The 20,827-nt window shown below is 70.2% G+C and carries 21 protein-coding genes; 19 read left to right on the forward strand and 2 right to left on the reverse strand.

The window, feature by feature from the left end; all coding sequences use genetic code 11:
• Positions 1–51 precede the first annotated feature (51 nt).
• Positions 52–933 carry a peptidylprolyl isomerase gene (locus tag FXF51_RS23020; RefSeq protein ID WP_316247635.1) on the reverse strand — a complete coding sequence of 294 codons (882 nt, stop codon included), beginning with the start codon at positions 931–933 and terminating at the stop codon, positions 52–54.
• 138 nt (positions 934–1,071) lie between these two features.
• Here FXF51_RS23020 and FXF51_RS23025 point away from each other — a divergent pair, with 138 nt between their 5' ends.
• From FXF51_RS23025 to aspS, 3 genes are read left to right on the forward strand one after another with little or no spacing between them, the layout of a single operon-like run.
• Positions 1,072–1,752, forward strand: a complete 681-nt coding sequence (locus tag FXF51_RS23025) for an MBL fold metallo-hydrolase (protein ID WP_148436592.1) — start codon at positions 1,072–1,074, stop codon at positions 1,750–1,752.
• Positions 1,752–3,014: a histidine--tRNA ligase gene (hisS, locus tag FXF51_RS23030; RefSeq protein WP_148436593.1), complete on the forward strand. Its 1,263-nt coding sequence runs from the start codon at positions 1,752–1,754 to the stop codon at positions 3,012–3,014. The genes FXF51_RS23025 and hisS overlap by 1 nt, the downstream gene beginning before the upstream one ends.
• A 43-nt stretch (positions 3,015–3,057) precedes the next feature.
• Entirely contained in the window at positions 3,058–4,809 is a 1,752-nt protein-coding gene (gene aspS, locus FXF51_RS23035) for an aspartate--tRNA ligase (protein WP_148436594.1), read from the forward strand.
• Between the two features lie 56 nt (positions 4,810–4,865).
• On the opposite strand, the gene FXF51_RS23040 is transcribed toward aspS, so the two are convergent.
• Entirely contained in the window at positions 4,866–5,780 is a 915-nt protein-coding gene (locus FXF51_RS23040; protein ID WP_148436595.1) for a peptidylprolyl isomerase, read from the reverse strand.
• A 169-nt stretch (positions 5,781–5,949) separates the two neighbouring features.
• Between FXF51_RS23040 and FXF51_RS23045 the strand changes: the two genes are divergently transcribed.
• From FXF51_RS23045 to FXF51_RS23120, 16 genes are all read left to right on the forward strand, one after another.
• Positions 5,950–6,429, forward strand: coding sequence for a DUF2231 domain-containing protein (locus tag FXF51_RS23045; protein WP_148436596.1), 480 nt, complete (start codon positions 5,950–5,952; stop codon positions 6,427–6,429).
• An 83-nt stretch (positions 6,430–6,512) separates the two neighbouring features.
• Positions 6,513–7,814 carry a replication-associated recombination protein A gene (locus tag FXF51_RS23050; RefSeq protein ID WP_148436597.1) on the forward strand — a complete coding sequence of 434 codons (1,302 nt, stop codon included), beginning with the start codon at positions 6,513–6,515 and terminating at the stop codon, positions 7,812–7,814.
• Positions 7,815–7,841: 27 nt separating this feature from the next.
• Positions 7,842–8,576, forward strand: coding sequence for a cyclase family protein (locus FXF51_RS23055; RefSeq protein ID WP_148436598.1), 735 nt, complete (start codon positions 7,842–7,844; stop codon positions 8,574–8,576).
• 126 nt (positions 8,577–8,702) lie between these two features.
• Complete coding sequence (locus tag FXF51_RS23060; RefSeq protein ID WP_187414530.1) at positions 8,703–9,506, forward strand: oxygenase MpaB family protein; 804 nt, start codon at positions 8,703–8,705, stop codon at positions 9,504–9,506.
• Positions 9,507–9,591: 85 nt separating this feature from the next.
• Positions 9,592–9,993 (forward strand): DUF948 domain-containing protein, encoded by a 402-nt coding sequence (locus FXF51_RS23065; RefSeq protein ID WP_148436600.1) that lies wholly within the window; start codon positions 9,592–9,594, stop codon positions 9,991–9,993.
• Positions 9,990–10,223, forward strand: a complete 234-nt coding sequence (locus tag FXF51_RS23070; RefSeq protein ID WP_148436601.1) for a hypothetical protein — start codon at positions 9,990–9,992, stop codon at positions 10,221–10,223. Before FXF51_RS23065 ends, FXF51_RS23070 begins: the two co-directional genes overlap by 4 nt.
• A gap of 109 nt (positions 10,224–10,332) precedes the next feature.
• Positions 10,333–13,005, forward strand: coding sequence for an alanine--tRNA ligase (gene alaS / locus FXF51_RS23075; protein WP_148436602.1), 2,673 nt, complete (start codon positions 10,333–10,335; stop codon positions 13,003–13,005).
• A gap of 1 nt (position 13,006) precedes the next feature.
• On the forward strand, positions 13,007–13,486 hold the full coding sequence (gene ruvX, locus FXF51_RS23080; RefSeq protein ID WP_148436603.1) for a Holliday junction resolvase RuvX: 480 nt from the start codon (positions 13,007–13,009) through the stop codon (positions 13,484–13,486).
• A 142-nt stretch (positions 13,487–13,628) separates the two neighbouring features.
• The gene (mltG, locus tag FXF51_RS23085; protein WP_148436604.1) at positions 13,629–14,828 is read left to right on the forward strand and encodes an endolytic transglycosylase MltG; all 1,200 of its coding nucleotides are present in this window, start codon (positions 13,629–13,631) and stop codon (positions 14,826–14,828) included.
• A 211-nt stretch (positions 14,829–15,039) separates the two neighbouring features.
• Positions 15,040–16,191 carry an endolytic transglycosylase MltG gene (gene mltG / locus FXF51_RS23090; protein ID WP_148436605.1) on the forward strand — a complete coding sequence of 384 codons (1,152 nt, stop codon included), beginning with the start codon at positions 15,040–15,042 and terminating at the stop codon, positions 16,189–16,191.
• Positions 16,192–16,272: 81 nt separating this feature from the next.
• A complete protein-coding gene (locus tag FXF51_RS23095) occupies positions 16,273–17,142 on the forward strand; it encodes a shikimate dehydrogenase (protein WP_148436606.1) in 870 nt (289 codons plus the stop codon).
• A gap of 180 nt (positions 17,143–17,322) precedes the next feature.
• Positions 17,323–18,000 carry a translation initiation factor IF-3 gene (gene infC / locus FXF51_RS23100; RefSeq protein WP_262379770.1) on the forward strand — a complete coding sequence of 226 codons (678 nt, stop codon included), beginning with the start codon at positions 17,323–17,325 and terminating at the stop codon, positions 17,998–18,000.
• Positions 18,001–18,124: 124 nt separating this feature from the next.
• Positions 18,125–18,319, forward strand: a complete 195-nt coding sequence (rpmI, locus tag FXF51_RS23105; RefSeq protein ID WP_090761693.1) for a 50S ribosomal protein L35 — start codon at positions 18,125–18,127, stop codon at positions 18,317–18,319.
• Between the two features lie 27 nt (positions 18,320–18,346).
• Positions 18,347–18,730 carry a 50S ribosomal protein L20 gene (rplT, locus tag FXF51_RS23110; RefSeq protein ID WP_043622113.1) on the forward strand — a complete coding sequence of 128 codons (384 nt, stop codon included), beginning with the start codon at positions 18,347–18,349 and terminating at the stop codon, positions 18,728–18,730.
• 77 nt (positions 18,731–18,807) lie between these two features.
• Positions 18,808–19,611: a TrmH family RNA methyltransferase gene (locus FXF51_RS23115; RefSeq protein ID WP_148436607.1), complete on the forward strand. Its 804-nt coding sequence runs from the start codon at positions 18,808–18,810 to the stop codon at positions 19,609–19,611.
• A 50-nt stretch (positions 19,612–19,661) separates the two neighbouring features.
• A complete protein-coding gene (locus tag FXF51_RS23120; RefSeq protein ID WP_148436608.1) occupies positions 19,662–20,753 on the forward strand; it encodes an ATP-binding protein in 1,092 nt (363 codons plus the stop codon).
• Positions 20,754–20,827: the final 74 nt, after the last annotated feature.

Consider the following 20,827-nt stretch of genomic DNA (forward strand, 5'->3'; position numbering starts at 1 on the left):
GCACTATCCATCAGACCCTTCGGGACTACTTCGTCCCTAGTTTGTATTACGTCAGCTCTTGCCGGCGATTGTCACGTCTTTGATTTCGACGGTTTGCTTCGGTGCTCCGGTCCCATCTCCCATGGCGCTAGGGATGTTGCCTGCTTTGTTCACCTTGTCCAGGATGTCGAGCCCCTTGGTGATCGTACCCACCGGCGTGTAATCCGGGGTGAGTCCGATGTCCCCGTAAACGAGGAAGAACTGGCTGCCCGTGCTGCCGGGGGCGGAGGTCTTGGCCATGGCCATGACGCCGCGCTTGTACTGGGCGCCCTCCAGGTTCTCCTCGGCCATCACGTAGCCGGGGCCGCCCTGGCCGTCGGTCTCGTTCTTGCCGTCCGCCTTGGCGGTCGGGTCGCCGCACTGCAGCATCGGGAACTGGTCGCCGCCGAGACGGTGGCACTTGCTGCCGTCGTAATAGTTCTTCTCCGCCAGGAACTCCAGCGAGTTCGTCGTGCACGGAGCCTTGGCGTTGTTCAGCTCGACCACGATGTCGCCCTGGTTCGTCTTGAACGTCATCGTCTTCGTGGCGGGCTCGGTCTTGACCTTCGCCGGCGGCATGCCGACGTCCTTGACCGTGCCGCCGGAGGTGTCCTTCACGTAGTCGCACGTGCCCGTCTTGGCGTCGTACGGCTTCGGGCCCGTGCTCGCCGATGCCTGCGCGGTGTCGGCGGGCGAGGCCGAGGCCGACGGCGACGCCGCGGCCTCCGTGCCCGTGTCGTTGCCGCCCAGCAACGCGACCGCCGCCACGATGCCGCCGACCACGATCACCACGCCCACGGTGGAGCCGATGATCGCCGTGCGCTTGGCCTTCTGCTCGCGCTCGATGCGGCGCTGCATCTGCCGCTCGTAGTGCTCGCGTGCCAGCTGCTTCTGCCGGTCCTTCCCCGTGGCCACCGCTTTGCCTCCCATAGTCAATCAACTGAGGTGGGCGAATCGTATCGGCCAACGGGTAATGATTCGCAGCCCGGCGACCCGCACCGGTACCCTTCGGTTACATTCCCATTGGCTTTTCGACGAGATCACCTGAGGCAGATGCTCATCGCCGGCTTCCCCGCAGGGGCCTTCCAGACCAATTGTTACGTCGTCGCGCCCGCCGCCGGCGAGGAGTGCGTGATCGTCGATCCAGGTCAGGACGCGACGGAGGGCGTCGAGGAGCTGCTGCGCGAGCACCGGCTCAAGCCCGTGGCCGTCCTGCTCACCCACGGTCACCTCGACCACGTCTGGTCGGTGGCCCCCGTGTGCGGCGCGCGCGACGTGCCCGCGTGGATCCACCCCGACGACCGCCACCTGCTGAGCGACCCCGCCGCGGGCTGGTCCGACACCAGTGCCTCGCTGTTCGGCGGCATCACGCTGAGCGAGCCCGACGACGTGCGCGAGCTGTCCGACGGCGCCGTCCTGTCGCTCGCCGGCCTGGAGCTCGTGGTCGACCACACGCCCGGCCATACCAGGGGGTCGGTGAGCTTCCGCACGCCCGGCGACGAGACCATGTTCTCGGGCGACCTGCTGTTCGCCGGCTCCATCGGCCGCTCCGACCTTCCCGGCGGCGACTACCCGACGATCCTGCGCAGCCTGGCTACCAAGTGTCTGCCGCTGCCTGACGATACGGTCGTCTTGCCGGGCCACGGACCACAGACCACGATCGGCCGCGAGCGCGCGACCAACCCGTACCTGAAGGAAGCAGCGCCGCACGCCGGTCCCACACGAGGGATCTAATGAGCTTCCAAGCACCGAAAGGCACCTTCGACTGGCTGCCTCCCCGCTCCGAGCGGGTCCTCGCCGTACGCGAGGCCTTGGCCGAGCCGCTGCGGCGGGCGGGGTACGGCTACATCGAGACGCCTGTCTTCGAAGACACACAGTTGTTCGCCAGGGGCGTAGGCGAGTCGACCGACATCGTCACCAAGGAGATGTACACCTTCTCCGACAAAGGCGGCCGCTCCCTGACGCTGCGCCCCGAGGGCACGGCCTCGGTCGTGCGCGCGGTGCTCCAGCACAACCTGCACACCGGCCAGCTCCCGGTGAAGCTGTGGTACTCCGGCAGCCAGTTCCGCTACGAGCGCGCCCAGCGGGGCCGCTACCGCCACTTCTGGCAGGTCGGCGCCGAGGCGCTCGGCTCCGAGGACCCGGCGCTCGACGCCGAGCTCATCGTGCTGGCCGCGCGCGGCTTCGCCTCGCTCGGGCTGAAGAACGTCACGCTGCTGGTCAACTCGCTCGGCGACAAGAACTGCCGGCCCGCCTACCGCGCCGCGCTGCAGGAGTTCCTGCGCGGGCTCGACCTCGACGAGGAGACCCGGGCGCGCATCGAGATCAACCCGCTGCGGGTGCTCGACGACCGGCGGCCCGAGGTGCAGCAGCAGCTCGAAGGCGCGCCCCTGGTCGTCGACCACCTGTGCGCGGACTGCCGGGCCTACCACGAGGAGGTGCGCGCCCTGCTGAGCGCCTCTGGCGTGGCCTTCACCGACGATCCGCGTCTGGTGCGCGGGCTCGACTACTACACGCGCACCACGTTCGAGTTCGTGCACGGCGGGCTCGGCTCGCAGTCGGCCGTGGGCGGCGGCGGCCGCTACGACGGGCTCAGCGAGATGCTCGACGGCCCGCCGCTGCCCAGCGTCGGCTGGGCACTCGGCGTCGATCGCACCCTGCTGGCGATGGAGTCGGAGGGTTTGCTCGGCGAGGAGAGCGCACAGCGGCGCGTGCAGGTGTACGGTGTCCCGCTGGGTGACGACGCCCGCCGCCGCATGTTCCTGCTCGTGGGCGAGCTGCGGGAGGCGGGCATCAGCGCCGACATGGCCTTCGGCGGCAAGGGGCTCAAGGGCGCGATGAAGGGCGCCGACCGTTCGGGCGCCGCGTTCGCGCTGATCCTGGGCGAGCGTGACCTGGCGGCCGAGGCCGTGCAAGTGAAGGACCTGGCCACCGCGGAGCAGATCCAGGTGCCGCTGGCCAAGGTCGCCGACGTCTTGAAGGAGAAGGTGAAGTGATCGGCTCGCCTTCCTCCCCCTATCCGTACGAAGGGATTGTGCAGTGATCCGCACGCATACGGCCGGGTCGCTCCGTGAGGAGCACGCCGGGCAGCAGGTGACGCTCGCGGGATGGGTGGCCCGCCGCCGTGACCACGGCGGCGTCGTCTTCATCGACCTGCGTGACGCCTCCGGCTCGGCGCAGGTGGTCTTCCGCGAGGAGGACCACGCCCACGACCTGCGCGCCGAATACTGTGTGCAGGTCGTCGGCCAGGTCAGGGTCCGCCCCGAGGGCAACGAGAACCCCGACCTGCCGACCGGCGCCATCGAGGTGGTGGCCGACAGGGTCGAGGTGCTGAGCGAGTCGGCGCCGCTGCCGTTCCCGATCGAGGGCAACGTGGGCGTGTCGGAGGAGGCGCGGCTGAAGTACCGCTACCTCGACATCCGCCGCCAGCAGGTCGCCAACGCGATGCGCACCCGCTCCAAGGCCACCTACCTGGCCAACGAGGTGATGCACGAGCTCGGCTTCGTCTACGTCGAGACGCCCACCCTGACCCGCTCCACGCCCGAGGGCGCGCGCGACTTCCTGGTGCCGGTCCGCCTGCAGCCCGGCAACTGGTACGCCCTGCCGCAGTCGCCGCAGCTGTTCAAGCAGCTCCTCCAGGTCGCCGGGCTTGAGCGCTACTACCAGCTCGCCAAGTGCTACCGCGACGAGGACCTGCGGGCCGACAGGCAGCCGGAGTTCACCCAGATCGACGTCGAGATGTCCTTCGTCGACCAGGAGGACGTCATCGAGGTCGGCGAGAAGCTGATCAGCCGCCTGTGGCGGGAGATCGCCGGCTACGAGCTGCCGCTCCCGCTGCCGCGCATGACCTACGCCGACGCCATGGCCCGCTACGGCTCCGACAAGCCGGACCTGCGCTTCGGCCAGGAGCTGGTCGAGATGACCGAGTACTTCTCGGCCACCTCCTTCCGCGTCTTCCAGGCGGCCTACGTCGGCGCCGTCGTCATGCCGGGCGGGGCCTCGCAGACCCGCAAGGAGCTCGACGGCTGGCAGGAGTGGGCCCGCTCGCGCGGCGCCAAGGGCCTGGCGTACGTGCTCGTGCAGGAGGACGGCACGCTCGGCGGCCCCGTCGCCAAGAACCTGTCGGAGGAGGAGCTGTCCGGCCTGGCGGCCAAGGTCGGCGCCGTGCCCGGCGACGCGATCTTCTTCGCGGCCGGCGCCAGGAGCGCCTCCCGCGACCTGCTCGGCGCGGCCCGCCTGGAGATCGGCCGCCGCTGCGGCCTCATCGACGAGTCGCAGTGGTCGTTCCTGTGGGTCGTCGACGCCCCCATGTTCGAACCTGTGTCTGATGAGTCTGGCGGCGAGGGCGGCTGGACGGCCGTGCACCACCCGTTCACCGGCCCCAAGCCCGAGTGGGCCGACAACTTCCAGGACCACCCGGGCGAGGCGCTGGCCTACGCCTACGACATGGTCTGCAACGGCATGGAGATCGGCGGCGGCTCCATCCGTATCCACCGGGCCGAGATGCAGCAGCGCGTGTTCGACGTGCTCGGCATCTCCAAGGAGGAGGCGGAGAGCAAGTTCGGCTTCCTGCTGGAGGCGTTCAAGTACGGCCCGCCCCCGCACGGCGGCATCGCCTACGGCTGGGACCGGATCTGCATGCTGCTGTCCGGCGGCGACTCGATCCGCGACGTGATCGCGTTCCCGAAGACGGCGTCCGGCTTCGACCCGCTCACCGGGGCGCCGACGCCGATCACGGGGGAGCAGCGCAAGGAAGCGGGCGTGGACGCCAAGCCCAAGTCCGAGGTCTAGCGGTCATGACGAAGGGCCGGGGCGATCGCCCCGGCCCTTCGTCTGCGCGCGTCGCGTCAGGAGAACGTGATCCGCTTGATGATCACCGGGTTCTTCGGCGCGGTGGTGCCGCCGTCGCCCGTGATGTCCGCCTCGTTGACGATCAGGTCCTTGCCGCTGGAGGCCAGGCCGACGAGCATGTCCATGCCCTCGCTGACCATGCCGACGACCGAGTAGCCCGCGCCGATCTGCACGTTCTCGTCCGACAGCGAGATCGCGAACTGGCTGTTGTTCTGGCCCGCCGCGTCACCCGGCTGCGTCATGAACACCACGCCCTTGCCGAGCGGGATGTCGATGTTCTCGTCGGCGTAGACGTACCCGGCCGTGCCCTGGCCGTCGGTCGGGTTCTTGCCGTCGGCCTTGGCCTGCGGGTCGCCGCACTGCAGCATGTGCACGCCGGACACGTCGGGGGTGACCAGGCGGTGGCACTTGTTGTTGTCGTAGAACTTCTTCTTCGCCAGGAAGTTCAGCGAGTTGATCGAGCACGGCGCCGCGTCCGTCATGAGGTCGACGACGACCGTGCCGCGGTTCAGCTCGATCGTCATCTTCTTCAGCTTCATGTTCGGCTTCTTGCCGGGCAGGCCCACGAACTTGTTCGGCACCGACTTCTCGCGCTTGTAGGTGCAGCTCACGGGGGCGGCCTTCGACGGGCTCGTGGACGGCACGGGGACGGACGCCGATGCCGACGGCGACGCCGATGCGCTGGGCGAGGCGCTGCTCTGCGCCGCCGCCTCCCCGGAGTCGTTGTTGACCAGGGTGGTCGCGGCGAAGATGCCGCCCGCGACCACGACGACGGCCACGGCCGCGCCGATGAACGTGTTCCGCCTCGACTTGACGCTCTGCTCAGCGGCGCGCTTCGCCTGCCGTTCCTTGTGCTCCCGCGCCAGCTCGCTCTGGCGGTCCTCTTCGTTCTGGCGGTCGTCGCCGCTCACCGCTATGTCCTCTCGTCTTTGCCAAGGGATGACCAAACAACTCCGCGCATGCTACCGGCCTCCGATATGTGACGGACGTAAGTGGCGAAAGCCGCGGGTGCGACGGTTGTGGTCGCGAACCTTATGGTGTCGGCAAACGTAGTTGAAACAAGCACTAAGGAGGCGTTCCATGTTCGACGAGATCATGGGCCTGCCGGCCCACCCCTTGATCATTCACTTCGCCGTGGTGCTGACCCCGCTGCTCGTCGCGGTCGCGATCGCGTACGCGCTGTTGCCGCGCTGGCGCGCGAACGTCGCATGGGCGGTGGTGCTGCTCTCCCTGGCCGCCCCGGCGGCGGTCTTCGCGGCCAGGCAGAGCGGTGAGAGCCTCAAGGCGGCCCGCTTCGGGTCGGCGGAGGGCGAGATGGCCGCGCGCATCTCGGCGCACCAGAGCTTCGCCACCCCGCTGCTGATGTCGGTGCTGGGGCTCGGCGTCGCGGCCCTGCTGCTCGTCTACGCCACCCGCCCCGCCCGCGACTCCGTCGGCCGCGACCGCTTCGGCCGGGCCGTCACCGTCATCCTGTCGGCGCTGACGGTGGTGCTGGCGGCCGTCTCCGGCTACTACGTCTTCCAGGCCGGCGACTCGGGGGCCAGGGCCGTGTGGTCGTGACGCGGACCGGCCGGCCTGGAGGCGGCGGGTCGTACGGTCGTCAGGCGGACCGGTGACGGCGGCGCAGCGTGTAATCTCGCGTTGTGGATAGCCTGTTCGACTCGGCGGCTGAGGAGGCCACCCCGCAGCCTCTCGCGGTGCGCATGCGCCCGCGCACGCTCGACGAGGTGATCGGCCAGCGGCACCTGCTCGGCTCGGGCACCCCGCTGCGGCGCCTGGTCGAGAGCGAGGCTCCCATGTCGCTGTTCCTGTGGGGGCCCCCGGGCACCGGCAAGACCACGCTCGCCTACGTCGTCTCCAACGTCACCAAGCGCCGCTTCGTCGAGGTCTCGGCCGTGTCCGCGGGCGTCAAGGACGTCCGCGCCGCCATCGACAACGCCCGCCGCGAGCTCGGCATGTCGGGCCGGCAGACGGTGCTGTTCGTCGACGAGGTGCACCGCTTCAACAAGGCCCAGCAGGACGCCCTGCTGCCCGCCGTGGAGAACCGCTGGGTCACCTTCATCGGCGCCACCACGGAGAACCCCTTCTTCTCGGTCATCTCGCCGCTGCTGTCGCGCTCGCTGCTGCTCACGCTGGAGTCGCTGACCGACGACGACGTGCGCGCCGTCCTCCGGCGTGCCGTGGCCGACCCGCGCGGCCTGGCCGGGCGCGCCACCCTCGCCCCTGAGGCGCTGGAGCATCTCGTCCGCCTCGCCGGCGGCGACGCGCGCCGCTCACTGACATACCTGGAGGCGGCGGCGCTGCTGGCCGACGACATCACGGTCGAGGTGGTGGAGAAGGCCGTCGACAAGGCCGCCGTCCGCTACGACCGGCAGGGCGACCAGCACTACGACGTGATCAGCGCGTTCATCAAGTCGATGCGCGGCTCCGACGCCGACGCCGCCCTGCACTACCTGGCCCGCATGATCGAGGCCGGCGAGGACCCGCGCTTCATCGCCCGCCGCATCGTCATCTTCGCCTCCGAGGACGTCGGCATGGCCGACCCGACGTGTCTGCAGACGGCGGTGGCGGCGGCGCAGGCGGTGCAGCTCATCGGGCTGCCCGAGGGGCAGATCAACCTCGCGCACGCCGTCATCCACTGCGCGATGGCGCCCAAGTCCAACGCCGTGGTCAAGGCCATCGGCGCGGCGATCGGCGACGTGCGCAAGGGGCTGATCGGGCAGGTGCCGGGGCATCTGCGCGACGCCCACTACCCGGGGGCGGCCAAGCTCGGGCACGGCGACGGGTACAAGTACCCGCACGACTTCGAGCACGGGCTGGTGCGCCAGGACTACGCGCCCGAGCAGGTGCGGGAGCGGCGCTACTACGAGCCGACGCGGCACGGGGCCGAGGCGCCGGTGGCCGAGCGGTGGGCGAAGATCCGCGACTTCCTGCGCAAGTCCTGACGGTCGCGGCGGTAAGTTGAGCGGGACATGATCGAGTACCGCGCCTCCTTCGACGCCCGCATCGCCTTCAGCAACGGCGGCGACCTCACCGTCCACGGCTTCCGCGTGGACCTGCCCGGCCCCGGCGCCTCCGAGAACGACATCGCCGTCCTGTTCGTGGCATCGCTCGGCCTGCTCATGACCGACACCGTGGAACTCACGAACGTCCAGGTCTTCCCCGAGCCGCACAAGGGCACCAGAGGCGGCCCGTCGGACCACCGGCGGCCGGAACCGGGCGAGGGCCGGGGCGGGCTCGTGGAGCTCGACCACCTCCCGCAGGAGGGCGGCACCTACCTGGAGGCTCCCGACCTGGCGGTCGTCGAGCTGGCGCGCGTGGTGGACCTGCCCGCCGTGGTGGTGCGGGTGACGGGCGCGCGCCGCAGCCCCGTCGGGGTCGGCTCGCTGGCCCCCTTCGACGTACGCGGCCACGCCGTGCTCCTGCACACCGGCGTGCGCGAGGGCCACTGCCTGGCCCCCGAGGCGGCCACCTGGCTCGTGGAGCACGGGGCGGTGCTGGTCGGCACCGACGCCGACGGTCTCGACGACTGCGCGCGCGAGGGGCGTCCCGCGCGGGAGGCGCTGCTGGCCGGCGGTGTTCCCGTCGTGGAGAGGCTGACGGGGCTGGAGCGGCTGCCGCCGACCGGCGCGCTGTTCACGGCCGCGCCGCCGCGCCTGCTGGGCGTCGGCCGCGTCCCGGTACGCGCCTACGCCCGCCTCCCCTGAGTATCGCTTCGCTGACGAATCGTGCAATGTCGTACTAAGCAAGCGATCGCTGGGAATCACCATCATGTGAAGGCAACGGTTACCCCCGGCGGCGGCCTTTTCGGCCCCCGGTCGATCAGCTGGCGAGTGCATACCGAGACGCCCGGCTGGCCGGCCGCCGTACGCGCCTTCCAGCTCCAGTCCCTGCACCCGCGCACGATCCGCGGCATCGCCCAGAACTGCCTCCTCGACGACCCCGAGGTCTCCAGGGCCCGGCTGCGGCGGCAGCTCGACTACCTCGCGGTGCGCACGTTCGGCACCCGCGAGCAGGCCGAGCACGCGGCCGAGCGGGCACGGCGCGTGCACGCCAGGCTGATCGGCCTCGACACCGACACCGGCACCCTGTTCCGGGTGAACGAGGAGGAGAACCTGCGCTGGGTGCACTGCGTGGAGGTCTCCTCGTACCTGGAGGTGGCCGGGCGCGCGGGCGTGCGGCTCAGCGCGGCCGAGCGCGACGCGTACGTGGCCGAGCAGTGCCGCAGCGCCCGCCTCGTCGGCCTCGGGGACGTCCCGTGCGACGCGGGTGAGCTGGACGACTACCTCGACGGCATGCGCCCCTACCTGTCGGCCACGCAGGAGGCGCGCGACGCGCTGCGCCGCAGCGTCAGCCCGCAGCTCTCGCTCAGGCTGGCGTTCATCGCGCCGCCGCTCGCGCTCGGCTCGCTGCCCGCCGTCGGCGCGCTGGCGTTCGCGACGCTGCCCGCGTGGGCCAGGCAGATGTACGGCTGCCGCGGCAACAGGGCGGCCGAGTTCGCCGCGGACGCGGCGCTGAAGGCGCTGCGCGCGGCGGCCATGGCGCTGCCGGAACGGCTGGTGGCGCCGGAGATCAGGGCGGCACGAGGGCTCATGCGGGCGGTCACGGAAGTGCCAGGGGCCGACGTGGCGGCCTGAACGAGGGGGCATTCGCCACTAACGTTGTCACTCGAACGCGATAGGGTCTTGCCGTTCCGGCCCAGCGTACGAGGGAGATGCGCGGATGCTTACCGCTGGAGAGGTCGCCGGGCTGATCGCGGCCACGGGCTGGGTGGTCCTGGTCTGCGTCATGGCCATGGTGCTCGTCAAGCTCGCGAGGCTGCTCACCGAGACCACCAAGGCGGTCTCCGACCTGAACAACCGCCTCGCGCCGCTGCTCGACGACATGAGCGTCACGGTCAACGAGACCAACAGGCAACTGGTCGCCGTCGAGGCGATCGCCAAGGACGTCAAGCAGGTCAGCGCGCACGCGGCCAAGCTAAGCGCCGTCACGCAGACCATCTTCACCGGCCCCCTGATCAAGGTGTCCTCGCTCGGTTACGGCGTGCGCCGCGCCATCGAGGCCCGCCGCGTCAGCCGGCCCCGGCCTCGCGTGAGACGGCCCGAGCAGGGGCGAGTGCGATGATAAGAAGGCTGTTCTACCTGTCGCTCGGCGCGTTCCTGGCCTTCTGGGTGATGCGCAGGCTGCAGGCGCTGCATCCCGACCACGTCGCGCGCAGGACCGCCCACGGCGCGGCGGGGATGCTCCGGAGGGTGAGAGACTTTACTACCGACGCGCTCGGCGAGGCCGCGGAGCGCGAAACGGAGTTGCGGGCACGCTTCGGGCTCGACAAGGCTGAGGACAGCAACCGCTGACCGCCTGAGTCCGGTCGTGCCGCCGACGGCGGCGCCCGCCGCAGGCGCGCCGCCACGTGCGGCGACCGGCAACGCTACAGACAACTGACTACAGCAAAGGATGGCCACAATGGAGTCGGCAGAGATCGCCCGCCGCTTCCTACGCTTCTTCGAGGAGCGTGGGCACAAGGTAGTGCCCTCGGCCAGCCTGATCGCTGAGGACCCGACGCTTCTCCTGGTCAACGCGGGTATGGTGCCATTCAAGCCGTACTTCCTGGGGCAGCGTAAGCCTCCGGCGCCACGGCTGGCCACCGCGCAGAAGTGCGTGCGCACCCCCGACATCGACGAGGTCGGCAAGACGACCAGGCACGCGACGTTCTTCCAGATGCTGGGCAACTTCTCGATCGGCGACTACTTCAAGTCCGAAGTGATCCCGTTCGCCTGGGACCTGCTCACCAAGTCCGAGTCCGACGGCGGCTTCGGCTTCCCCGAGGACAAGCTGTGGGCGACGGTCTACCAGGACGACGACGAGGCGTTCGGCATCTGGCGCGACAAGGTCGGCCTGCCCGAGCACCGCATCCAGCGTCGCGGCCTGGAGGACAACTACTGGCACATGGGCGTGCCCGGCCCCGGCGGCCCCTGCTCGGAGATCTACTACGACCGCGGCCCCGAGTACGGCAAGGAGGGCGGCCCCGTCGCCGACGAGGACCGCTACCTCGAGGTGTGGAACCTCGTGTTCATGCAGTACCAGCTCAGCCAGGTCCGCTCCAAGGTCGACTTCGACATCGCGGGCGAGCTGCCGGCCAAGAACATCGACACCGGCATGGGCCTGGAGCGCATGGCGGCCATCCTCCAGGGCGTCGACAACATCTACGAGATCGACACCACGTACAAGATCCTCGACAGGGCGGCGGAGCTCACCAAGACCCGCTACGGGCGCGACCACCGCTCCGACGTCAGCCTGCGCGTGATCGCCGACCACGTCCGCACCGGCACCATGCTGGTCGCCGACGGCGTGCTGCCCGGCAACGAGGGCCGCGGCTACGTGCTGCGCCGCATCCTGCGCCGCTCGATCCGCAACCTGCGCCTGCTCGGCTCGGGCGACGAGCGCTACATGCACGAGCTCACCGACGTCGCGATCAACGTCATGGGCGAGCAGTACGAGCAGCTCAAGACCGACGCGCCGCAGATCCACTCGGTCATCGACGCCGAGGAGGCGAGCTTCCTCGGCACGCTGCGCACCGGCACGGCGATCTTCGACGTGGCCGTCGAGGAGACCAAGCGCAAGGCCGGCACCACGATCTCCGGCGACCAGGCGTTCAAGCTGCACGACACCTACGGCTTCCCGATCGACCTGACGCTGGAGATGGCCTCCGAGCAGGGGCTCAAGGTCGATGAGGAGGGCTTCCGCCGCCTCATGGCGGAGCAGCGGCAGATGGCCAAGGCCGACGCGGCGGCGAAGAAGACCGGCAACGCCGACATCTCCGTCTTCGGGCAGCTGCTGGAGTCGGCGGGCAAGGTCGAGTTCCTCGGCTACGACGAGACCGAGGCCGACACCAGCGTGGTCGGCATCCTCGTCGACGGCGTGCCCGTCCCGGCGGCGGGCGCGGGCACCACGGTCGAGGTCGTGCTGCAGCGCACGCCGTTCTACGCGGAGGGCGGCGGCCAGCTCGCCGACCAGGGCGTGATCCGCACCAGCGGCGCCGAGGTCGAGGTGAGCGACGTGCAGACGCCGATCGCCGGCCTCGTCGTGCACCGCGGCAAGATCCGCACCGGCGAGCTGAAGGTCGGCGACGAGGCGCAGGCGGAGATCGACATCGAGCGCCGCCGCGCCATCTCGCGCAGCCACAGCGCCACCCACCTCGTCCACCGCGGCTTCAAGAACGCGCTCGGCGAGACGGCGGCGCAGGCCGGCTCGGAGAACTCGCCCGGCCGCTTCCGCTTCGACTTCACCTCCGCCGGCGCCGTGCCGCCCAGCGTGCTGCGTGACGTCGAGGACGAGGTCAACGCCGTCCTCATCAACGACCTCAAGGTCAACGCGTTCTACACCTCGCAGGCGGAGGCCAGGGCGATGGGCGCGCTGGCGATGTTCGGCGAGAAGTACGGCGACGAGGTCCGCGTCGTCGAGATCGGCGACTACTCGCGCGAGCTGTGCGGCGGCACCCACGTTCACAGCTCCGGCCAGCTCGGCCTGGTCAAGGTGCTGGGCGAGCAGTCGGTCGGCGCGGGCGTGCGCCGCGTCGAGGCGCTCGTCGGCATCGACGCCTTCCGCTTCCTGGCGCGCGAGAGCGTCCTGGTCGCGCAGCTCACCGAGCAGCTCAAGGCGCGCCGCGAGGAGCTGCCCGAGCGCATCGACGGCATCGTCACCCGGCTGCGCACCGCCGAGAAGGAGCTGGAGCGGCTCCGCTCGGCCCAGGTGCTCGAAGCGGCGGGCGAGCTGGTGTCCCAGGCTCGCGACCTGCAAGGTGTCTCCGTGGTGACACACCGCGCGCCTGATGGCACGGGCGCCGATGACCTGCGTAAGCTCGCGCTTGATGTGCGTGGCAGGTTCCCGGCCGACAGGCCGGCGGTCGTCGTGATCGCCGGTGCCCCCTCCGACCGGCCGGTGGTGGTTGCCGCGGTCAACGAGGCGGGGCGCGAGCGGGGGCTCAAGGCCGGACGACTGGTCGGCGTCGCCGCCAAGGCTCTTGGGGGTGGCGGTGGCGGCAAGGACGATGTCGCGCAAGGCGGTGGCACGCGGCCGGAGGCGATCGGCGACGCGCTGCGACTGGTCGAAGAGGCGATTTCTGGGCAGCTCGGCTGACATGAGGTTCGGTTCACGGATCGGCGTCGACGTCGGCTCCGTACGCGTCGGCGTGGCCCGCAGCGACCCGAGTGGGCTGCTGGCCACGCCGGTCGAGACCGTCAGGCGAGGCAAGGGCGACCTCGACCGCATCGCGGCGATCGTCGCCGAGCACGAGGCGATCGAGGTCGTCGTGGGGCTGCCCACCTCGCTGTCGGGGCGTGAGGGGCAGGCGGCGGGGCTGGCGCGCGAGTTCGCCGCCAAGCTGGCCGCCAAGCTGGCTCCCACGCCCGTACGGCTGTTCGACGAGCGGCTCACCACGGTCGCGGCGCAGCAGGGGCTGCGGGCCAGCGGCGTGCGGGCCAAGAAGCAGCGGGGGGTCGTCGATCAGGCGGCTGCCGTCGTGCTGCTGCAGGACGCGCTCGATTCCGAGCGTGCAACGGAAAGACCACCGGGCAGGCCCGTCGAACCGCCATCCGCGGCCGACGGACCTGCCTCATGAGCGGGCGTCCGACGGGGGGTCGTCCCGCTGCGGGCCATGTCACCCAGGCCGAGGGCCGTGTCGCGCGAGTCGCGGCACGCGCCCTGGGCCACGCACCGGACGCCGCCGATCGCGCCGCGCACGCCGAGGGTGGGGTGGTCGCATGACCGGGACGCCAGAGGACGAGGACGACGTCGGTGACGTGATCCCGTTCCGGCAGAGCGAGGGCCAGGGCCAGGGCGAGGGCCAGGGCGACCAGCCCGGCCCGCAGCCGGCCGCGAAGGAGACCGTTCCCGACGCGGAGGTCATCCCGCTGCCGGCCGCCCCGGGCAAGCGGGCCGTCCGGAAGGTGGGCCTGCTCTCGGCGGGCCTGCTGGCCGGCGTGCTGGCTCTGGGCGGGGGCGCCATCGCGGTGCTCAAGCCGTACCTGAGCCCCGACGACTTCGACGGCCCCGGCAGCGGCGCGGTGACGGTGCGGATCGCGCCCGGTTCGAGCGCGGAGGCGATCGGCGCGGTGCTGGCCGACGCCGGCGTGGTGGCCAGCTCGGGCTCGTTCGTGAACGTGACGGAGGACCGCGCGGTCAGCGACCGGCTGCGGCCCGGCCACTACCGCCTGCGCAAGGGCATGGCGGCGGGTGCGGCGCTCGACCTGATGCTGAGCCCGGCCGCGAGGATCGTGCGGCGGGTGACGTTGCCGGAGGGCATGCGGGTGGCGGAGGTGCTGGCCCGCCTGTCGAAGCAGGCCGGGCTGTCGCTGCAGGCGCTGAAGAGCGTGGACAAGGCTCTGGTGGGCCTGCCGGAGTACGCGGGCGGCCTGGAGGGCTTCCTGTTCCCCGCCACGTACGAGATCGAGCCGGGCGACACGGCCGTGGACGTGCTGGCGGCCATGGCGGAGCGGTTCGCGGCGGCGGCGCGGCACGTGGGCCTGGAGGATCTGGCGCCGCAGGTGAAGCTGACGCCGCTGCAGGTCGTCACGCTGGCGAGCCTGATCCAGGCGGAGGGCGGCACGGACGCCGACTATCCGAAGATCTCGCGGGTGATCTACAACCGGCTGGCGAGGAACATGCCGCTGGAGATCGACAGTACGGTGCTGTACGCGCAGAACAGAAGGACACTGAAGGTCACGGAGCGTGACACCAAGGTGAACTCTCCCTACAACACCTATCGCCATAAAGGACTGCCGCCAGGGCCCATCGCCAATCCTGGAGAGAAGGCGCTGATGGCGGCCCTGAACCCTGCCGAAGGTGATTGGCGGTGGTTTGTAACGACGGATCCAGCGCATAGAATCACCAAATTCACCAGCAAAGAGAGCGAGTTCGTGAGATACCGGGAAGAGTTGAACAAGAACCTCGGGACGAGCTGATGTTCGACGGAACCCCCTCCGTTCGCGACCAAAGGTCCCAAAGTGGGGCGTGTGTCCTCTTTCCGTCCCCTAGCATGGCTACCCAGAGTGATTCCCGCCGTGCGGTGCAGAGCGCACGGCGGCTCCCCCAGTTTCGCTCGGTGACACCAGCCGATTGGGCAGTTCCGCTTGACGTCCGACCGGCGGTACCGGGAGATTGGCCAGCGCACCTATGAACGATCTCGATCTGAACACCCTGCTCGGTCCCGAGGACGACGAAGGCTCTCCCCGGCGCCGCTCCCGCAATTCCGGCAAGCGCGGCGGCGGTCGCAGGCGGCGCCGCAGGCGCAACCGGGGCGGCTTCATCGCCCCGCTGCTGGCGTTCGTCGTCCTGGCGGGCATCATCGGCGGCGGCGGCTACTACGGCTACATGTGGCTCAACGACGCTCTCGTACCCGACGACTACACCGGCCAGGGCACCGGCGAGGTCGTCATCGAGATCAAGATGGGCCAGAGCGCGTCGGAGGTGGCGCAGGAGCTGGAGCGGCAGGGGGTCGTCGCCAGCGCCAGAGCGTTCACCAACGCCGTCTCCAACGCCAACATGAGCGCCTCGCTGCAGCCCGGTGAGTACAAGCTGCGCAAGCAGATGTCGGCCGCCGCGGCGGCCGCGGCGCTCGTCCCGGGCAACAAGCTGCTCGCCAAGGTACGTCTCGCGGAGGGCCTGCGCCTCAGCCAGATCTACAACGAGCTGGCCAAGCAGACCGGCAAGCCGGCCAAGGAGTTCGCCGCCGCAGCGAAGGACGCCGACGCGCTCGACCTGCCGTCGTACGCCAAGGGCAAGCTGGAGGGGTACGTCTTCCCCGCGACCTACGAGTTCCAGCCCAAGACCGAGCCCAGGCAGATGCTGGCGGCGATGGTCGACCGCTTCAAGCAGGCGGCCGAGCAGGCTGATCTCGAAGCGGGCGCCAAGTCGCTCGGCTACACGCCCCACCAGATCATCGTGATCGCGAGCATCGTCCAGGCCGAGGCGGGCCGGCAGGAGGACATGGCGAAGATCGCCAGGGTCATCTACAACCGGCTCAAGCTGCCGATGAAGCTGCAGATGGACAGCACGACGATGTACGCGCTCAACAAGTTCGGCACCGCGGCCACGCACGCCGAGACGGAGACCAAGCACCCGTACAACACGTACTACGTGGACGGTCTGCCGCCCGGCGCCATCACCAACCCCGGTGACCACGCCATCGAGGCCGCGCTGAACCCGGCCAAGGGCAACTGGCTCTACTTCGTCGCCACCGACCCGAAGAGCAACGTCACGAAGTTCGCCAACACGGAGGCGGAGTTCAACCAGCTGCTGGCGGAGTACCGCGCGAACGGCGGCTGACACGCGACCGACCTGAGGCGGCCGTCCGGATCTCCGGGCGGCCGCTCGCTGTAAGGTCGTCTCGTTCGGAAGGAGTGGGGGATGCGGGCTGCGGTGATGGGGTCGCCCATCGGCCATTCGCTCTCGCCCTACCTGCACAGGGCCGCCTACCAGGCGATGGGGCTCGGCGGGTGGAGCTACGAGGCGTTCGAGTGCGACGAGGCGCGGCTGCCGGGGCTGCTGGCGGAGCTGGGGCCGGTGCGCGGCCAGGCGGGCGCCGGCACGGACGCCGGCACGGGCGCCTGGGCGGGCCTGTCGCTGACGATGCCGCTCAAGCGGGCCGTGCTCCCCCTGCTCGACACGGTCTCCGACCTGGCCGTCGAGGTGGGCGGGGCCAACACCGTGGTGTTCCGCGACGGGCGGCGGCACGGCGACAACACCGACGTCTACGGCATCGGGCAGGCGCTGGCCGAGGCGGGCGTGCCGGCGCCGCGCTCGGCCACCGTCCTGGGCGGCGGGGCCACGGCGGCCTCCGCGCTGGCGGCGCTGCGCGAGCTCGGGCTGTTCTCGGTCACGCTGCTGGTCCGCGATCCCGCGCGGGCGGGCGAGACGGTCGCGGTGGCCGAACGGCTGGGCGTGGCGCTGGCGGTGGAGACGTTCGACAAGCTCGACGCGTTCACGGGGGTGGACCTCGTGGTGTCCACGCTGCCGGGCGGGGCCGCCGACGTCCTCGCGGGCCGGCTGGCGCGGGTGCCGGCGCTCTTCGACGTCATCTACTCGCCCTGGCCGACCGAGGCGGCGGCGGCCGTCACGGCGGCGGGCGGCATCGTGGTCGGCGGGTTCGCGATGCTGCTGCACCAGGCGGTGCGGCAGGTGCAGCTGATGACAGGGGAGACACGGGTGCCGGTGGCGGCCATGCGCGCCGCGGGCGAGGCCGAGATCCTCCGCCGGGCGGCCGCGCGAACGGGATGATTCGAGCGGGCTCGGGCGTTGTGGTAATGTAGCTCTCTGATCGGTCCGGCATGCCTTGCTGGACGCGCAAGCGGAGGTCTCCTCCCACCTGAGTCACCGCGAGGTGGCCGGGTCCAGGATCACGCCGGACTACTCCGGGGAGCTCGAGGCCACGAAAGCCACAGAGCTCAGTGGCCCCGCATGCGCGACGTGCGGGGCTTTTCGCATTCGGGGGAATGCGTCAAGCTCCGATACGACGAGCACGTAGGGATCGCAAACCTAGGAGGCCCCATCAGCACTGAGCCCCGCATCAACGAGCGTATCCGAGTTCCCGAGGTTCGCCTCGTGGGCCCGAACGGCGAGCAGGTAGGCATCGTCTCGATTCACGACGCCCTCAAGCTCGCCCAGGAGGCCGACCTCGACCTCGTCGAGGTCGCGGCCACGGCTCGACCGCCCGTGTGCAAGCTCATGGACTACGGCAAGTTCAAGTACGAGTCCGCGATGAAGGCGCGCGAGGCGCGCAAGAATCAGGCGCACACGATCATCAAGGAGATCAAGCTCCGGCCGAAGATCGACCCGCACGACTACGAGACCAAGAAGGGTCACGTGGTGCGGTTCCTCAAGGCGGGGGACAAGGTCAAAGTCACGATCATGTTCCGCGGACGTGAGCAGTCCCGGCCGGAGCTCGGCTTCCGGCTGCTGCAGCGGCTGGCGGACGACGTCCAGGAGCTCGGCTTCGTGGAGTCCCACGCCAAGCAGGACGGCCGTAACATGATCATGGTGATCGGTCCGCACAAGAAGAAGGCCGAGGCCAAGGCCGAAAAGGCCGCAGCCAAGGCCCAGCGTGGCGGCGAGGAGCTCTCCGAACCGGAAGAGTGACCCGCGGTTGGGGTTAGCCTTACAGCACCCCAGCAGCAGCCACCGGCAGACGTAAGACGCCGCGACCGGGCCGGCCAGCACCGGCCCGGCCACCGGCACGACCGAAACGAGGAGAGACGGCGACATGCCGAAGATGAAGACGCACAGCGGTGCGAAGAAGCGGTTCCGGGTCACCGGCACCGGCAAGATCAAGCGTCGCCGTGCCAACCGCGCGCACTACAACGAGTGGAAGTCGTCCACGCTGACGCGCCGTCTCAAGAACGAGGTCGTCCTTTCCGACGCCGATTCCAAGAAGATCAAGAAGCTGCTCGCCAAGTAGCGCGAACTTTCCCCGGGGAGAAGAAACATGGCACGCGTGAAGCGGGCGCTCAACGCCAAGAAGAAGCGCAGGGTCGTCCTCGAGAGGGCGAGCGGTTACCGTGGCCAGCGGTCGCGTCTCTACCGCAAGGCCAAGGAGCAGATGCTCCACTCGATGACGTACGCCTACCGGGACCGCAAGGACCGTAAGGGCGCCTTCCGTCGTCTGTGGATCCAGCGCATCAACGCCGCCGCTCGTCAGAACGGCATGACCTACAACCGCCTGATCCAGGGTCTGCGGCTGGCCAACATCGAGGTCGACAGGAAGATCCTCGCCGACCTCGCGGTGAACGACAGCCAGACCTTCGCCACGCTCGTCGAGGCCGCCAAGAAGGCGCTTCCGGCGAACGTGAACGCTCCGGCCGCGAGCTGAAGCGGTCGAACTGACCGAGGGGCCCACCGAACGACGGTGGGCCCTTTGTTGCTGTCTGCACGAGTTGGGGGAAGTTTGTGGCCGGGTCTGAGCTGACCAACGTCAGGTCGCCGCGGGTGAAGGCCGCCCGGCGGCTCACCAAGCGCGCCTTCCGCGAGCAGGACAGGAAGTTCCTCGCCGAGGGCCCGCAGGCGGTGCGCGAGGCGCTCAGGCTGGACGACGTGGCGCTGGAGCTGTTCGTCACGGCCGAGGCCGAGCTGCGCCACCCCGAGCTGGTCAGTGAGGCCGCGCACAAGGACGTCCCCGTGCACCGGGCCAGCGGCGAGGTCATGTCCGAGCTCTCCCAGACCGTGACCCCGCAGGGCATCGTGGCCGTCTGCCGGCTCGTGCACGTGCCGCTGGAGCAGGCGCTGAGCGGCGAGCTGAAGCTGGTCGCGATGCTCGCGCACGTGCGCGACCCGGGCAACGCGGGCACCGTGATGCGGGCCGCCGACGCCGCCGGGGCCGACTCGGTGATCTTCACGGACGCCTCCGTGGACCCGTACAACGGCAAGTGCGTGCGCGCCAGCGTCGGCAGCCTGTTCCACCTTCCCGTCACGATCGGTGCACCGGTGGGCGCCGCCGTGCGTCAACTCAGGGAGCGGGGCCTGCGCGTGCTGGCGGCCGACGGCGCGGGCAAGCACACGCTCGACGATGTCGATCTGTCAGGACCCACCGCGTGGATCTTCGGCAACGAGGCCTGGGGACTGCCTGAGGAGATACTCGCCGAGGCGGACGATGTGGTCAGAGTGCCCATCTACGGACAGGCTGAAAGTCTGAACCTGGCCACCGCCGCGGCGGTATGCCTTTACTCCTCGGCCAGGGCTCAGCGAGTGCCCTAGGCGGCCGGAAACCCGCTATTGTCGGCGTTGTAGGCGGAGGAGGCGAGGTCGTGCACGGCGCAGACACCGACGGGCGAGTTGTGGCCGCCGCGTGCACGATAGCCATCGACGATCTTCCCGACGGCCTCATCGTGACCGACCGATATGGGTGCGTCCTGGCCGTCAACCGGGCCGCGGCGCGGCTCACCGGCGTCGCCATGGAGCGCGCGGTCGGCCGGCACATGACCGACGTGTTCCCCTTCCGCGACCACGACGGGCGCGACTGGTGGAAGGCGCTCGACCCCGAGGGCGGGCTGCGTACCAGGAGCCGGGTCCCCGAGCGTCCGCTGCACCTGCCCGGCGGGCAGGAGCTGTACGTGGCGGCCAGGCTCGTGCGCGAGCCCGAGCGCGCCGGCGAGGTCGAGCGCGTCACGATCACCCTGCGCGACGGCGGCGCCCGCGCCCGGCTGGAGCGCAGCCGCGCCGACCTGGTCTCGACCGTGGCCCACGAGCTGCGCTCGCCGCTGACCAGCGTCAAGGGCTTCACCGCGACGCTGCTGGCCAAGTGGTCCCGCTTCACCGACGAGCAGAAGCGGGTCATGCTGGAGACGGTCAACAACGACGCCGACCGCGTCACCCGGCTCATCACCGAGCTGCTCGACGTCTCGCGCATCGAGTCCGGGCGGCTGGAGGTGCGCCGCCAGGTCGTCGACCTGCCCTCCAGGGCGCGCAGGCTCATCGCGGGCCGGGTCGCGGCAGGCGAGGCGGAAGACCGGTTCCGGCTCATCGTGGGCGACGACCTGCCCGAGATGTGGCTCGACCAGGACAAGGTCGACCAGATCCTGGGTAATCTGGTGGAAAACGCGCTGCGCCATGGGCGCGGCACCGTGACAATGGAAATCGAGTCCGTCGGATGGGGAGTTGCCGTGTCGGTGCGCGATGAGGGCGAGGGCATCGAGCCCGAGCTGGCCCCGCGCGTCTTCAGGCAGTTCTGGCGGGGCGGCAACAGCCGTCGCCGCGGTGGCACCGGGCTCGGCCTGTTCATCGTGAAAGGCCTGGTCGAGGCACACGGCGGCACGATCACGGTGCAGCGCGCGCCCGAGGGCGGGGCGGAGTTCCGATTTACCGTGCCCACCGGCACGCCCGACTTCGCCAGCGTCTAGTTGCCGAATGCGGGCCCGGTGGGCGGGCCCCACTAGACTCTTTTCCGCTCAAGCCCTGGATACGGAGCCCACTC

The organism is Nonomuraea sp. PA05 (assembly GCF_008086045.1).
Taxonomy (GTDB): domain Bacteria; phylum Actinomycetota; class Actinomycetes; order Streptosporangiales; family Streptosporangiaceae; genus Nonomuraea; species Nonomuraea monospora.

Coding starts and splice junctions, on each gene's coding strand:
- FXF51_RS23025 (WP_148436592.1), top strand. CDS start 1,072: ATGCTCATCGCCGGCTTCCCCGCAGGGGCCTTCCAGACCAATTGTTAC.
- hisS (WP_148436593.1), top strand. CDS start 1,752: ATGAGCTTCCAAGCACCGAAAGGCACCTTCGACTGGCTGCCTCCCCGC.
- FXF51_RS23045 (WP_148436596.1), top strand. CDS start 5,950: ATGTTCGACGAGATCATGGGCCTGCCGGCCCACCCCTTGATCATTCAC.
- FXF51_RS23055 (WP_148436598.1), top strand. CDS start 7,842: ATGATCGAGTACCGCGCCTCCTTCGACGCCCGCATCGCCTTCAGCAAC.
- FXF51_RS23065 (WP_148436600.1), top strand. CDS start 9,592: ATGCTTACCGCTGGAGAGGTCGCCGGGCTGATCGCGGCCACGGGCTGG.
- FXF51_RS23070 (WP_148436601.1), top strand. CDS start 9,990: ATGATAAGAAGGCTGTTCTACCTGTCGCTCGGCGCGTTCCTGGCCTTC.
- alaS (WP_148436602.1), top strand. CDS start 10,333: ATGGAGTCGGCAGAGATCGCCCGCCGCTTCCTACGCTTCTTCGAGGAG.
- ruvX (WP_148436603.1), top strand. CDS start 13,007: ATGAGGTTCGGTTCACGGATCGGCGTCGACGTCGGCTCCGTACGCGTC.
- mltG (WP_148436604.1), top strand. CDS start 13,629: ATGACCGGGACGCCAGAGGACGAGGACGACGTCGGTGACGTGATCCCG.
- mltG (WP_148436605.1), top strand. CDS start 15,040: ATGAACGATCTCGATCTGAACACCCTGCTCGGTCCCGAGGACGACGAA.
- FXF51_RS23095 (WP_148436606.1), top strand. CDS start 16,273: ATGCGGGCTGCGGTGATGGGGTCGCCCATCGGCCATTCGCTCTCGCCC.
- infC (WP_262379770.1), top strand. CDS start 17,323: ATGCGCGACGTGCGGGGCTTTTCGCATTCGGGGGAATGCGTCAAGCTC.
- rpmI (WP_090761693.1), top strand. CDS start 18,125: ATGCCGAAGATGAAGACGCACAGCGGTGCGAAGAAGCGGTTCCGGGTC.
- rplT (WP_043622113.1), top strand. CDS start 18,347: ATGGCACGCGTGAAGCGGGCGCTCAACGCCAAGAAGAAGCGCAGGGTC.